11 protein-coding genes and 1 other RNA gene are annotated in these 14858 nt (G+C 52.1%); 8 read left to right on the top strand and 4 right to left on the bottom strand.

The window, feature by feature from the left end; all coding sequences use genetic code 11:
- Positions 1 to 81 precede the first annotated feature (81 nt).
- Both AAEY27_RS12615 and AAEY27_RS12610 read left to right on the top strand, forming a co-directional pair.
- Positions 82 to 1491 (top strand): MFS transporter, encoded by a 1410-nt coding sequence (locus AAEY27_RS12615; protein ID WP_342320907.1) that lies wholly within the window; start codon positions 82 to 84, stop codon positions 1489 to 1491.
- Positions 1488 to 3860 (top strand): glycoside hydrolase family 3 N-terminal domain-containing protein, encoded by a 2373-nt coding sequence (locus tag AAEY27_RS12610; protein ID WP_342320905.1) that lies wholly within the window; start codon positions 1488 to 1490, stop codon positions 3858 to 3860. Before AAEY27_RS12615 ends, AAEY27_RS12610 begins: the two co-directional genes overlap by 4 nt.
- 72 nt (positions 3861 to 3932) lie before the next feature.
- On the opposite strand, the gene rprA is transcribed toward AAEY27_RS12610, so the two are convergent.
- Both rprA and ydiK read right to left on the bottom strand, forming a co-directional pair.
- Positions 3933 to 4040, bottom strand: an RNA gene (rprA, locus tag AAEY27_RS12605) — antisense sRNA RprA.
- A 189-nt stretch (positions 4041 to 4229) separates the two neighbouring features.
- The gene (gene ydiK, locus AAEY27_RS12600) at positions 4230 to 5339 is read right to left on the bottom strand and encodes an AI-2E family transporter YdiK (RefSeq protein WP_342320903.1); all 1110 of its coding nucleotides are present in this window, start codon (positions 5337 to 5339) and stop codon (positions 4230 to 4232) included.
- A gap of 207 nt (positions 5340 to 5546) precedes the next feature.
- On the opposite strand from ydiK, the gene ydiJ reads away from it, so the two are divergent.
- From ydiJ to AAEY27_RS12580, 4 genes are all read left to right on the top strand, one after another.
- A complete protein-coding gene (ydiJ, locus tag AAEY27_RS12595) occupies positions 5547 to 8603 on the top strand; it encodes a D-2-hydroxyglutarate dehydrogenase YdiJ (protein WP_342320902.1) in 3057 nt (1018 codons plus the stop codon).
- Positions 8600 to 9010, top strand: coding sequence for a 1,4-dihydroxy-2-naphthoyl-CoA hydrolase (gene menI / locus AAEY27_RS12590; protein WP_342320901.1), 411 nt, complete (start codon positions 8600 to 8602; stop codon positions 9008 to 9010). Before ydiJ ends, menI begins: the two co-directional genes overlap by 4 nt.
- Before the next feature lie 208 nt (positions 9011 to 9218).
- Positions 9219 to 10133 (top strand): kdo(2)-lipid IV(A) palmitoleoyltransferase, encoded by a 915-nt coding sequence (lpxP, locus tag AAEY27_RS12585; RefSeq protein ID WP_342320899.1) that lies wholly within the window; start codon positions 9219 to 9221, stop codon positions 10131 to 10133.
- Positions 10134 to 10204: 71 nt separating this feature from the next.
- Complete coding sequence (locus tag AAEY27_RS12580; protein ID WP_342320898.1) at positions 10205 to 10555, top strand: hypothetical protein; 351 nt, start codon at positions 10205 to 10207, stop codon at positions 10553 to 10555.
- Between the two features lie 54 nt (positions 10556 to 10609).
- Here the strand turns inward: AAEY27_RS12580 and AAEY27_RS12575 are convergent, their stop codons facing one another.
- Positions 10610 to 11347 carry an EAL domain-containing protein gene (locus AAEY27_RS12575; RefSeq protein ID WP_342320897.1) on the bottom strand — a complete coding sequence of 246 codons (738 nt, stop codon included), beginning with the start codon at positions 11345 to 11347 and terminating at the stop codon, positions 10610 to 10612.
- Positions 11348 to 11816: 469 nt separating this feature from the next.
- Complete coding sequence (locus AAEY27_RS12570; RefSeq protein WP_342320896.1) at positions 11817 to 12608, bottom strand: alpha/beta fold hydrolase; 792 nt, start codon at positions 12606 to 12608, stop codon at positions 11817 to 11819.
- 399 nt (positions 12609 to 13007) lie between these two features.
- Between AAEY27_RS12570 and sufA the strand changes: the two genes are divergently transcribed.
- A complete protein-coding gene (gene sufA, locus AAEY27_RS12565) occupies positions 13008 to 13364 on the top strand; it encodes a Fe-S cluster assembly scaffold SufA (RefSeq protein ID WP_342320895.1) in 357 nt (118 codons plus the stop codon).
- Between the two features lie 8 nt (positions 13365 to 13372).
- The gene (gene sufB, locus AAEY27_RS12560; RefSeq protein ID WP_342320893.1) at positions 13373 to 14857 is read left to right on the top strand and encodes a Fe-S cluster assembly protein SufB; all 1485 of its coding nucleotides are present in this window, start codon (positions 13373 to 13375) and stop codon (positions 14855 to 14857) included.
- The last annotated feature ends 1 nt before the right edge of the window (position 14858 follow it).

Genomic DNA, 14858 nt, shown 5'->3' with positions numbered 1-14858 from the left:
TACTTGAGCCTGTAGTGAGCGACGCGTTAAGAATCTTCGCGTCAGGTTGAAATACGTTTTCACCTCACAAGGCTAATAAAAATGACAATTTCCTCTGTCCTGCGTACTCAAGACAAAATAGGCTACGGCCTGGGTGATATGGCAAGCGCCCTGGTCTGGCAAACTGCGACGTTATTTCTCGCCTATTTCTATACCGATGTGTTTGGTTTACCCGCCGCTATTATGGGCACCATGTTTTTAGTGGTGCGCGTGATTGATGCGTTTGTCGATCCCTGCATCGGCGCGCTGGTGGATCGCACGCAAACCCGGCATGGGCGCTTTCGTCCGTGGTTGCTGTGGTTCGCCATTCCTTTCGGCGTCAGCTGCGTGATTACGTTTTACGTCCCGGATGCTGGCGCGACAGCCAAAATGATTTATGCCTGCGTGACTTACGCCATTCTCAGTTTTATTTATTCCGCCATTAACGTGCCTTACTGTGCGATGCCTGGTGCATTGACCATGGATCCCCATGAGCGGCACTCGCTGCAATCCTGGCGCTTCGGTTTGTCGTTCATCGGCGGGCTCATTGTCACTGTTATCGCGCTGCCGCTAGTGGCGCACTTGGGCGAAGGCAACGTCCAGAAAGGCTATTTCTATGCCATGAGCATGATGGGCGTGCTGGGTATTCTCCTTTTCTTCGGCTGCTTTTTTATGACTCGTGAGCGGTTTACGCCGCGCAATGACAGTTCGGGATCGATATTCAGCGATCTGAAATTGCTGGCGGCAAATAGCCAGTGGCGCATTGTTTTCCTGTTTAATATTTTGCTATTAACCGCCGTGGTTACTCGTGGCTCAGCAACCATGTACTACGTCAAATATGTATTACAGCGCCCGGAAATGGTGTTTACCTTTATTGTCTCCGGAATGGTTGCCGCGCTTACCGGCGCATTATTATCAGCACGCTTATTGGGGAAATTCGATCGCGTGCGCGCTTATCAATGGACAATTATTACGTTCGTCATTTTTGCAGCGCTCATTTTTATCATTCCTCCCACCCAGATATGGCTTATTTTTGGCCTTAACATTGTGTTCAGTTTTATTCAAAACCTGACGACGCCATTGCAATGGACCATGTTCTCTGACGTGGTGGATTATGAAGAACACCGCAGCGGCCGACGCCTTGACGGACTGGTCTTTTCCACGGCCTTATTCGCCATCAAATTTGGCCTCGCGCTCGGTGGTGCCGTGGTGGGGTGGATCCTCGGCGCTGTCGATTACATCCCCAACCAGGCACAGCAAGCCCCGGTTGTTTTGACCACCATCAATGCGCTGTTCACCCTGATCCCTTGCCTGCTGTTTATCTGCATGGTGCTGTTGCTGACCCGTTACAAACTCAACAGCCGCGTGGCTGATGACATCGCTCAGGCGTTAATGCGTAAACGCGGCGACAACGGCGCAACCCCAGAGTCACAGGCTTCCCCGGATCCCAGTAACACAGGAGTAACCCGATGACCGCAATTTATAAAGACGCCAACCGCCCCGTAGCCGAACGCGTGGCGGATCTGCTTGCCCGCATGACGCCCGAAGAAAAATTCGCGCAGATGCATGCTTTATGGCTGGTACTTTCTGAGGATGGCGAGCACCGTGAACGTACCGATCTCAGTGATGAGTTTGCTGGCGTGAGCGCACAACAAGCGCTTACGCAGCGGCTAAAACTGGGTATCGGGCAGATAACGCGCCCGCTGGGTACGCATATTGTTGATGCGAAAAGTGGCGTGTGCGCCGCGAATCGGTTGCAAAAAACGCTGGTGGAAGAGACGCGGCTCGGTATCCCTGCGCTGTTTCATGAAGAGTGCCTGGTGGGTTTGCTGTGCAAAGACGCCACGCTGTTTCCGTCATCGCTGAACTACGGTTCAACCTGGGATCCGCAATTGATCAAACGCGCGGCGCAGCAGATCGGTGAAGAGGCGCGTTCTACCGGCTGCAAGCAGGGGCTGGCGCCGGTGCTGGATGTTTCCCGCGATGTCCGCTGGGGGCGCACGGAAGAGACGTTTGGCGAAGATCCGTGGCTGGTCGGGGTGATGGCTTGTGCCTATGTCGAAGGTTTACAGGGTGAACGGCGCGATATGCTGGCTACCCTCAAACATTACGTCGGTCACTCGTTTAGCGAAGGCGCGCGTAACCACGCGCCAGTGCACCTCGGTTTTTGCGAACTGAACGACACCTTCTTATTGCCATTTGAGATGGCGGTGAAACTGGCGAAAGCCGGTTCGGTGATGCCGGCCTATCACGACATTGATAATCAGCCGGGTCATAGCGATCATTTTCTGCTTACCACGCTGCTGCGTGAGCAGTGGGGTTTTGATGGCATCATCGTTGCCGATTACGGCGGCGTCAGTTTGCTGCATCAACATCACGGCGTGACGCACGATGCCGCAGAATCCGCAGCGTTGGCCTTTAACGCCGGGCTGGATGTGGAACTGCCAAAAGATGACTGCGCACGCCATCTGGCGCAAGCGGTGGAGCGCGGGCTGATTTCAATGCACAAAGTGGATGAGATTGTCGCCCGCCTATTGGCGGTGAAATTCCAGCTCGGTCTGTTTGAACAGCCCTACAGCGACGGGCAGCGCATCACATTGCAATCGGATGAAACGCGGCAGGTGGCGCGCGAAGTGGCAACTCGCTCCCTGACATTACTGGAAAACAACGGTATTTTGCCGTTAAACGGTACGCCGAAAGTGGCGGTGATTGGCCCGACTGCGGACGATCCGCTGGCATTGCTAAGCGGTTACAGTTTTCCGGTGCACCTGATCATCAGCGATATGCTGGAAGAGACATCGCAAGTCACCACGCCGCTGGCTGCGCTGCGCCAGACCCTGGGCGAAGGGAATATCCACTATGCGAAAGGTTGCCACATCATCGAAAAACGCATGGCCGGTGCGCCGGTCTTTCCGGGAGATGCCTCGGGTAAACCGATGCAGCAATCGCCCGTTTCCACTGACTTGAGTTTGATCCCGGAAGCGGTGCGAGTGGCGCAGGAGAGCGACGTCATCATCGCCTGCGTTGGCGATCTCGCCGGGCTATTCCAGAGCGGAACGGTAGGGGAAGGTTCCGACACCGATAGCCTGACGCTACCGGGTGTGCAGCAGCAATTACTGGAAGCGTTAGTGAAAACCGGTAAGCCGGTAGTTGTGGTGATGACAGGTGGTCGCCCGTATAACCTGCAAGGGCTGGAAAGCCGCATCGCCGCCTGGTTAGTGGCATGGGCGCCGGGCCAGGAGGGCGGCTGGGCAATTGCCGATGTGTTAACCGGGCGGGCGGAACCGCAAGGGCGGCTGGTGGTAAGTGTGCCGAAAAGCGCGGGCGCGATGCCCTATTACTACAACCACAAACTGAAAAGCGGTGGTACGCCTTTTGCGTTCCATTTCGGCTCGCGTTACCCCTTCGGTTATGGAAAAAGCTGGACGCAGTTCGACTACGCTTCGCCTGTTTTGCTGACGCCGGAGGTGGCAATCGATGGCGAGATCGTGGTGCAAGTTCAGGTAACAAACAGCGGCGAGCGCAGCGGCAGCGATGTGGTGCAACTGTATGTGCGCGATAAAGTGGCGTCAATGGTGCGGCCAGTACATGAACTGAAAGCCTTCCAGCGCGTGATGCTGAACCCCGGGGAAACGGCGAAACTGACCTTCACATTGCCGGTCGACATGCTGAACTTCACGCGCCGCGACGGGCAACGCATTGTTGAGCCGGGTGAATTTGAACTGCAAATTGGCGCGTCGTCGGCAGACATTCGTGGCCGTGCGACGGTCAATGTGACAGGGGAAACGCGCGAACTGCCAACGGCGTGGCGAATGATAAGTGGCTGCGAAGTGGGTCGTTAGAAAAGCAGCTTTAAAAAAACGAGCAGCCCATCAGTGCAAGATGGGCTGCTGTGCTTTTTAGTCTTTCGCAGGATAAAAAAAAGCCCATCGTGGGAGATGGGCAAAGACTACACACAGCAATTCGTTGTTTCACTCAGGGGATTTCCATGCTTATAAATCAAGGTGTTGATTTATAACCGTGCGCTAATAGTAGGCATTCGGAATTTTTGCGTCGATCAGATTCGTCTCATTAGTTAAATGGACGTAAAGAATATATGCGCCAGATTGCCCGTTAAACGGGACTTAACGCGAGTAGATATGGATTTTGCAGCAGGAATGATAAGTAATACTTAATAATCAATTAAGGCGGGCTTCCCCGCCTTATGTTCGTCAAGATGGGTCGTCTAAATCTTGTACGTCGCTCAATGCATTATCATTTGTTGCAGGCGGTTCCGGCACTTCGTTCACCCAGGCGGAGAAAAGACGCCAGGAAACCGCCAGTAATACCGGGCCGATAAACAAGCCGATCATGCCAAAGGCGACCAGGCCGCCAATAACGCCGGAGAGAATGAGGATCAGCGGTAAATCAGCACCAAGGCGAATCAGTACCGGGCGGATAAAGTTATCAAGCGTGGCGACCACGCAGCTCCACACCAGCAACACCGTGCCCCATGTTGAGTCTCCGCTCCAGTAAAGCCAAATGATGGCCGGCACCAGGACTAACAGCGGGCCGATTTGCACCAGACACGTCATCAGCATCAGGACTGTAAACAGCGTGGCATAAGGCACCCCGGAAATCGCCAGACCGATGCCGCCGAGTACCGCTTGCACCAGGGCGGTAACCACGACACCGAGCGCTACAGCGCGAATGGCCTGGCCGGCCAGCAGCACAGCCGCGTCGCCTCGCTTTGCCGCCAGACGCACAGCAAAATGGCGGATGCCTTGCGCCACTTGTTCGCCGCGCCAGTAGAGCAACGCGCTGAACAATAGCATCAGGCCGCAATGCAGCATAAAACGCCCGATATGCGCGGCCTGGCCCACAAACCATGTGGTAGTGGCGCCTATGTAAGGGCGCAGTTTCGCCATAATTGCGCTGCCGCCCATATCCAGCAGGCTATGCCAACCGGCGTAAAGCTTGTCACCGACAAAAGGAATGCTATGCAGCCACGCCAGATCAGGTGGGGAAGAAACGCCGGTGGTGACCGCATGAATCACCGGGCCGCTGGAGTCGACAAGGCTATTAACCAGCAGAGCGACAGGAATAATAAACAGCAGGATCAACAGCAACATCATCGCCAGCACCGCCAGAGAACGGCGGCCAAACAGCAGCCGCTGGAGGCGTAATAATAGCGGCCAGGTGGCGATGACGACGGTGCCCGCCCAGGCAAATCCGAGGATGAAAGGCTGTACGACCCATAGACAGGCGATAATCATGATTGCTAAAAACAGTACCGACAGCATTAATTGCGGCACATCCCTGGACTGACGTAGTTCAACCATATGAATGACTCACCTTTTTAGAGGGCTGAAAATTCGGTGTTGCAGGAAAACACCGCGCCAATGATTAATGATTTCAGCCATTTTGCACAGTCTGATTCTGCCTGTAATTCTCATGGGCGCATAAGAAAAAAATGTGATACAACGATGAATGCTTAAAGCAAACGATTAACTATTCACAACACTAACAGTCAGGCAGGGTCAAGCATAATGATCCCACAGATTTCCCAGGCACCAGGCGTCGTTCAACTGGTGCTGAATTTTTTGCAGGCATTGGAGCAACAAGGTTTTACAGGTGATACCGCCACAAGTTACGCCGACCGGCTGACCATGGCGACGGACAACAGTATTTACCAGCTATTACCCGATGCAGTCGTTTTTCCCCGTTCAACGTCAGACGTTGCCCTTATTACTCGCCTCGCCGCAGAAGATCGCTTTCGCACGCTGATTTTCACCCCGCGCGGCGGCGGTACCGGCACCAACGGGCAGGCGTTGAACCAGGGCATCATCGTCGATATGTCCCGCTATATGAACCGCATTATGGAAATTAACCCGGAAGAGGGTTGGGTGCGTGTTGAGGCGGGCGTCATCAAAGATCAGCTTAACCAATTTCTCAAACCTTACGGTTTCTTTTTCGCGCCGGAGCTTTCCACGAGTAACCGCGCGACGCTGGGGGGCATGATCAATACCGATGCCTCCGGGCAAGGATCGTTGGTGTATGGCAAAACTTCCGATCACGTGCTCGGCGTGCGGGCGGTGTTGTTGGGTGGCGATATTCTCGATACCCAGGCGATGCCGGTGGCGTTGGCGGAAACGCTGGGCAATGCCAATACCGCCATTGGCCGTATTTACAAAACCGTACTGGAAAGATGTCGCGATAATCGGCAATTGATCCTCGATAAATTTCCCAAACTTAACCGCTTTCTAACAGGTTACGATTTACGTCATGTCTTAAACGATGAGATGACGGAATTTGACCTAACCCGCGTGCTGACCGGCTCCGAAGGGACGCTGGCGTTTATTACCGAAGCGCGACTTGATATCACCCGGTTACCCAAAGTTCGCCGTTTAGTGAACGTGAAATATGACTCTTTCGATTCGGCATTGCGCAACGCGCCATTTATGGTCGATGCGCGCGCGTTGTCGGTGGAAACTGTCGATTCAAAAGTGCTGAATCTTGCGCGTGAAGATATTGTCTGGCATTCGGTGAAAGAGCTGATTACCGATGTTCCTGATAAGACGCTGCTTGGCCTGAATATTGTCGAATTCGCTGGTGACGACCAGCCGTTGATCGATACGCAGGTTGAGTCGCTGTGCCAACGGCTGGATGCGCTGATGGCAAACGGCGAGGGTGGCATTATCGGCTGGCAGCTTTGCGAGGATCTGGCGGGTATTGAGCGTATTTACGCGATGCGTAAAAAAGCCGTCGGGCTGCTGGGTAATGCGAAAGGCTCCGCCAAACCGATTCCCTTTGCGGAAGATACTTGCGTGCCGCCAGAGCACCTGGCGGATTACATCGTGGAATTTCGCGCGCTGCTCGATGGGCATGGCCTGAGCTACGGGATGTTTGGTCATGTCGATGCCGGTGTGTTGCATGTGCGTCCGGCGCTGGATATGTGCGACCCGCAGCAAGAAGTGCTGATGAAATCCATCTCCAATGAGGTGGTTGCACTCACGGCGAAATATGGCGGTTTGCTGTGGGGCGAGCATGGAAAGGGGTTCCGCGCAGAATACAGCCCGGCGTTTTTCGGCGAGCAACTCTATGCGGAGCTGCGCAAAATCAAAGCCGCTTTCGACCCGGAAAACCGCCTGAACCCCGGTAAAATTTGCCCGCCGGAAGGCATTGATGCACCAATGAAGCAGGTCGATGATATAAAACGCGGCACATTCGATCGGCAAATCCCTATCGCCGTGCGCTCGTCCTGGCGTGGCGCAATGGAGTGCAACGGTAACGGTCTGTGCTTTAACTTCGATGTGAAAAGCCCGATGTGTCCGTCGATGAAAATTTCCGCGAATCGCATCCATTCGCCAAAAGGGCGTGCAACGCTGGTGCGCGAGTGGCTGCGTCTGCTGGCCGATCGCGGTATCGACCCGGTCAAACTGGAAAAAGAGTTGCCAGAAAAACGCGCCAGCCTGCGTACCCTGATCGAACGTACCCGCAACAGCTGGCATGCGCGTCGTGGGGAGTATGATTTTTCCCACGAAGTGAAAGAGGCGATGTCCGGTTGCCTGGCCTGTAAAGCATGTTCGACTCAGTGCCCAATCAAAATTGATGTACCGGAATTTCGCTCGCGCTTCTTGCAGATTTATCACGGTCGTTATCTGCGCCCGGTACGCGATCATTTCGTCGCGACCGTTGAAAGTTACGCCCCGCTGATGGCGCGTGCGCCGAAAACCTTTAACTTCTTTATGAGCCAGCCGTGGGTGCGTTCGCTTTCGGCGAAACATATCGGCATGGTGGATTTACCGCTGTTGTCAGTGCCGTCATTGCAGCGCCAGATGGTGGGCCACCACACTGCGAACATGACGCTGGAGCAACTGGAACAACTGGATGCTGCGCAAAAAGCGAAAACGGTGCTGGTGGTGCAGGATCCGTTTACCAGCTACTACGACGCGCACGTTGTGGCGGATTTTGTCCGACTGGTGGAAAAACTGGGCTTCCAGCCAGTCGTACTGCCATTCTCGCCGAACGGCAAGGCGCAGCATATTAAAGGTTTTCTCAATCGCTTTGCCAAAACGGCGCAAAAAACCGCCGATTTTCTGAATCGCGTGGCGCAACTGGGAATGCCGATGGTGGGCGTCGATCCGGCGCTGGTGCTCTGTTATCGCGATGAATACAGGCTAGCGTTGGGCGATAAACGCGGCGATTTCCATGTACAACTGGTGCACGAATGGTTGCCTGCGGCGCTGGAAACGGTGGAAAACCGGGCCATTAGCGGTGAATCGTGGTATCTATTCGGTCACTGCACGGAAGTGACGGCATTACCCGGCGCGACGGCGCAGTGGGCTTCGATTTTCGCCCGTTTCGGCGCGCGGCTTGAGAATGTCAGCGTTGGCTGCTGTGGCATGGCCGGAACCTATGGCCATGAAGTGAAGAATCATGCCAACTCGCTGGGCATTTATGAGCTTTCTTGGCACCAGGCGATGCAGCGCCTGCCGCGTAACCGCTGCCTTGCGACGGGGTATTCCTGCCGCAGCCAGGTCAAGCGCATTGAAGGTAACGGTGTTCGCCATCCTTTGCAGGCGTTGCTGGAGATTGTGGGATGATCTGGAAACGCGCAGTGACGCTGGAAGCATTGAATGCCATGGGCGATGGCAATATGGTTGGCTTGCTGGACATCCGTTTCGAGCGCATTAGTGATGATGCGCTCGAAGCCTCAATGCCGGTAGATAATCGTACGCACCAGCCGTTCGGCTTGCTGCATGGTGGGGCCTCGGTGGTGCTGGCAGAAACGCTGGGGTCGGTTGCGGGTTACCTCTGTACGGAAGGGGAGCAGAAAGTGGTTGGCCTTGAGGTGAATGCCAACCATCTTCGCTCGGTGCGCAGCGGGCGCGTACGTGGAGTTTGCCGGGCGCTGCATACCGGCGGGCGTCACCAGGTGTGGCAAATCGATATTTACGACGAGCAATCCCGCTTGTGCTGTTCATCTCGCCTGACAACCGCGATTGTGTGAGGTTTTCGGCGGGCAATCCGCCGAAAAAACTTCATATTTTATTCATTATTCTTAGAGTATGTTTTTATCCCTCCGTGCTATATTGCGCAGCACAGGATGTATCGCTTCGGTTATAACGTAAGCGAGTGGCTGTAACGCGTAATGACCCCGATGAAGTGATTCATTGTCTCCTTAAGCGCTACTGATAAAAGGCTTGTAGGTAACATTGATGACATCATTCAAATTAGCATTTCTACACCCGCGGTACTGGGTGACATGGGCCGGACTAGGATTGCTTTGGCTCCTCGTTCAACTCCCTTATCCTCTTCTTTCCCGTTTCGGGGCAGGGCTTGGTCGACAATCTCGTCGGTTTCTCAAGCGGCGTGAGCGTATCGCTCAGCGTAACCTCGAACTTTGCTTTCCCTATATGAATAGCGAAAGGCGCGAAGCGCTGATCGCGAAAAACTTCATGTCGTTGGGCATGGGGCTGATCGAAACCGGTATGGCGTGGTTTTGGTCCGATAAACGTGTGCGTCGCTGGTTCGATGTTGATGGTTATCAGCATTTGCAGGCCGCGCAGGCAAGCCAGCGTGGCGTGATGGTGGTCGGCGTGCACTTTATGTCGCTGGAGCTGGGTGGCCGCGTAATGGGGCTGTGCCAGCCGATGATGGCAACCTATCGACCGCATAACAGCGCGTTGATGGAGTGGGTTCAAACCCGCGGGCGTATGCGTTCGAATAAATCAATGATCGATCGCCGCAACCTGAAAGGGCTGGTCAACGCCCTGAAACAGGGCGAAGCCGTATGGTTTGCGCCGGATCAGGATTATGGACGCAAGGGCAGCAGCTTCGCACCATTCTTCTCCGTGAAAAATGCGGCGACCACTAACGGGACTTTCGTATTATCACGCCTTTCTGGCGCGAAAATGCTGACCGTGACAATGGTGCGTAAAGAGGGCTGCTCGGGTTATTCATTGCACATTGGTGAGGCTCTGGATGATTATCCGGGGCAGGATGAATATGCCGCTGCCAGCTATATAAACCGCGTGATTGAACGAGAAATATTGCGCGCGCCAGAGCAATATCTGTGGATCCACCGGCGCTTTAAAACTCGCCCAATCGGTGAACCCTCGCTGTATAGCTAAACGCTTCTTTAACGCCCCGTTTTCGGGGCGTAATATTATCCAGGTGCTAATAAAAACGAGATGGGATGCTTATGGTCAGGTTTATTGTAGGCAGTTGTTTTGCTCTTTTTTCTGCATATTCATGCGCGAATGGAATCAATCTGTCATGCGATGAATATACAGCCGTTGTTGAGCCGAATGGGCTTACCGTTAACGGTCGCCACTTCGCGAATCCGCAGGAGAAACCCTATGAGATCTCCGACCAGTACACAGGTCGTACACTGATTTATACCGACAGCCAGGATCAAAACACCGACACTAATTGGGTTGCAATTCATATCATTACGCAGATTGAATCGGGCAAAAAAGCGTTTTTCTACTCCGACAGCAAACATACCGATGAGAAAGCAATTATCTGCACCCGCGAAAAAGAATCGCAATAACAGGGTGTTAATAAGAAGCAGGCCCGCTCAAACGAGTGGGCTTTTTTTTGCAGGCTAAAAGTCTTCCAGCAGTTGCAGCTGCGCACAGGTCAATGGACGGCGTAGCATGTACCCTTTAATGTCTGCATGAAAACGCTTGAGTAATGCAAGGTCAGACGTGCGTTCTGCACCATCACAAATCACCTCTATACCCGTCGGAATAACATCGCTGATAAGACGTTGTAGCGTCGATTGCTTCATCTTGTCTGTTGAGATGCCGTGAATAATGGCGCGATCGATTTTGATGCTATCGAATGGCAGTGAATGAAGGCCATTTATTTGTAAGTCGCCGATACCGAAATTATCCAGCGAAAGTATAAAACCGTACTCTTTAGCTTTATTCAGAAAAGGTTGGCTGTTAATCAATTTGTCGCCTGAGAATTTTTCACTGATGGCAATTTCTATATGTTGAGGCTGTATATCATTCTGCAAACATTGATGATAAAGCGTGGTGAGATAATCCATATCATTTAAACGTTGATACGGCAAACTGAATGCGAGGGTGAGTTGTTCTTTCTTTTTAAGCAGATTGCAAATGGTATCAAACAGAAAGTCAGCGACGTTATTACTGAATTCAGTCTCTTCGCAAAGATCTATTAATGGCTCTGGGGAATCGAGAAAATTATCGGCGTTAATAAAACGGGCTGCTGCATGATAGCGAGAAATATTTTTCCCTGAGAAATCAGCGATGGGTCTGAATTCTGCAGTCATAAGTATTTTTTTATCTGAAATTTCCAATGTTGTTATTTTCATTTCCCTGATTAAGCTCCCCACTCAAAAGAACAGGACTTTTCCAATATACAATTTTTCAATTTTACACAGCGATTCATAATGAATGAAAATTGTTTTAAATGATCGATCCTTTCATTTTGATAGCCTGCATCTATTGCTATCACAAAACTGATCGCTTAAATCTATATATTAATTCGGGTGTATATCCCTGAGATTTATATTTAAAGAGTTTTATTTGCTGGTGGTTTGTTTTGAGTTTGATTTATGTGCTTGTTTTGTAGGGGTAAAGTCGGCTTGTTGCATACATATCTGCATTTGAAACTGCCCGCGAGTTTGGTCGCAAAAATTGATTGTCGATGACCCCGGGAGGAGAGAAGAGCACAAAGTGTATAATCTGCAGCAATTTTGGTTTGAGAGTCGATTTGACGCTGTTATCCAATAGAAGCATTCCTGAGGCGATAAGGAATGCTCAACAACTCGCGGAGGTTGATTATTGATGTCTAGTGATGAAATCAATAATTAGCGTTGTAACGAAATCAGGGTTCTCACGATTACTGATATGTGCAGCCTTGGGAATAAGGGTGAACTCACAACCCAATTTTTCCGCCATTAATCGCCCTTCAACCGGCGGACGAGGTAAATCAAGTTCACCGGTGGCGATGTGCACCGGGCAAGTGATGGCGTCAAGAATGGCCATATGATCGGGTCGGCCGAATATCATTTTCCCGAGCGGAACAATACTGGTACGTAAACGCTCTGTGCAGAGTGATGAAAGCCAGGCGGTAAGCTGTTGAACATCGGAAGGCGCAGCATAACGGGAGTAAAACTGCGAAACGACATATTCCAGCAGCGGCTGCGGAAGCATTCCCGCCGCATCGATTGCATTAAGCATGGCAAAGTAACGTTCACGCGCTTCTTCCGTTTCGTTCCCGATGAAGGTATCGAACAACATTAACGATTTAACACGTTTGGGTGCCATCGCGGCTAACTCTGCTCCCCACATTCCTCCCACCGATAAACCGACGACCGCGAAGTGCTCAATATTAAGTGAGTCCATGAGATGCAAATGATCCGCAGCAATATCTTTCAACGAAGAGGTACTTCCAGGCAAGGCGGGCGACTCACCATGCCCCCATAAGTCAGGAGCTATAACGCGAAAATGTTTGGCTAGCACTTCGATTTGCGTTGACCACATCGATTTATCAAATAAATAGCTGTGGCCCAATAGAATGGGAAAACCGGTACCGGTATCAATAAATGACATTGTTGGCATAGTGTGCATCAATATTTTCCTTGTTTGATAGCTCAGCGGCGTGAGCGCAGCGAAAACTCACCCATCATATAGGACTTGAGCCACCAGGATGAGTCTGCAAATTCTTAATTTGCCTTATCTTCTTTGCCCATAGGTTTTTCTCAAATCCTATCTCAAAAATAGGCATCGCCTATACATCTTTTCCTTTTTGCCTACTTAGCCGCGTTGCGTTATTTAAAGCCATTATTTATCAATTCATTAAACAATTTTTCACATGTCTGTAAAGCCTTTCAGCACAGTCTATGCTTATAGCAATGACCGAAAAAAGGGCTTCCGGGGGAATAACCCTTCGGGAAACAGGTTGAAGTGAGAATTATTATCACTAACATAGCGTTGTGCCCTTTAGATCAGGTGACGTGAGGTAACTCGATGGAATCATTTAATCCGGAAGATTTTGCGTGGCGCGGGCTAACCATGACGCCTGCCGCGGCAGAACATATTCGTGCGCTAACCAGCAAACAGGCCGACGTGCTGGGCGTGCGACTCGGTATCAAACAGACCGGTTGCGCGGGCTTCGGCTACGTACTCGACACGGTAACAGAACCGAACGCTGACGATTTACTGTATGAATTGGACGGCGCGCGGCTTTACGTACCCTTACAGGCGATGCCTTTTATTGATGGCACCGAAGTCGATTACGTACGCGAAGGCTTAAATCAGATCTTCAAATTTAATAACCCGAAAGCGCAGCACGAATGTGGCTGTGGCGAAAGCTTTGGGGTATAGGCGGTACTATGTCTCGTAATACTGAAGCAACTGACGATGTCAAAATCTGGACCGGCAACCTCAACTATAAAGAGGGTTTTTTCACCCGGTTAAGCACTGATGAGCTGGCGAAAGGCATCAATGAAGATGTTGTGCGCGCAATCTCGGCAAAACGTAACGAACCCGACTGGATGCTGGAGTTCCGCCTGAACGCGTTTCGCGCGTGGCTGGAAATGGACGAGCCACACTGGCTGAAAGCCCATTATGAAAAGCTCGATTATCAGGATTACAGCTACTACTCCGCACCGTCGTGCGGCAACTGCGATGATACTTGCGCGTCGCAGCCTGGCGCTGTGCAGCAAACAGGTTCCAATGCCTGGCTGACCGAAGAAGTGGAAGAAGCGTTTAATCAGCTTGGTGTACCGGTACGTGAAGGCAGAGAGGTCGCAGTCGACGCCATTTTTGACTCCGTATCCGTCGCCACGACCTACCGCGAAAAATTGTCAGAGCAGGGGATTATCTTTTGCTCCTTTGGCGAGGCGATCCACGACCATCCTGAACTGGTAAAAAAATACCTGGGCACCGTGGTCCCTTCGAATGACAACTTCTTTGCCGCGCTAAACGCTGCGGTCGCTTCTGATGGCACCTTTATTTACATCCCGAAAGGCGTGCGTTGCCCAATGGAGTTGTCGACCTATTTCCGTATTAATGCGGAAAAAACTGGCCAGTTCGAGCGCACTATTTTGGTGGCGGATGAGGGCAGTTACGTCAGCTATATCGAAGGCTGCTCAGCGCCGGTTCGCGACAGCTACCAGCTGCACGCCGCCGTTGTCGAAGTCATTATCCATAAAGACGCGGAAGTGAAGTATTCCACGGTACAAAACTGGTTCCCGGGCGATAACAACACCGGCGGGATCCTCAACTTTGTGACCAAGCGTGCGCTGTGCGAAGGCGAAAACAGCAAAATGTCGTGGACGCAGTCCGAAACCGGCTCGGCGATCACCTGGAAATACCCGAGCTGCATTCTGCGCGGGGATAACTCGATCGGTGAATTTTTCTCCGTCGCGTTAACCAGCGGGCACCAGCAGGCGGACACCGGGACCAAGATGATCCACATCGGCAAGAACACCAAGTCGACCATTATTTCGAAAGGGATCTCTGCCGGGCACAGCCAAAACAGCTATCGCGGGCTGGTAAAAATTATGCCGACCGCCACCAACGCGCGAAACTTTACCCAATGTGACTCAATGTTAATTGGCCCGGATTCCGGCGCGCATACCTTCCCGTATGTCGAATGCCGTAATAACAGCGCTCAGCTGGAGCACGAAGCGACCACGTCGCGCATTGGTGAAGACCAATTGTTCTACTGCCTGCAACGCGGTATCAGCGAAGATGACGCGATTTCGATGATTGTTAACGGCTTCTGTAAAGACGTCTTCTCCGAGCTGCCGCTGGAGTTTGCTGTTGAAGCGCAAAAACTGCTGGCCATCAGCCTTGAACACAGCGTCGGTTAAG

This window comes from Kosakonia sp. BYX6 (assembly GCF_038449125.1).
Classification (GTDB): Bacteria; Pseudomonadota; Gammaproteobacteria; order Enterobacterales; family Enterobacteriaceae; genus Kosakonia; species Kosakonia calanthes.
This window is presented reverse-complemented; position numbering and strand designations above follow the sequence as displayed.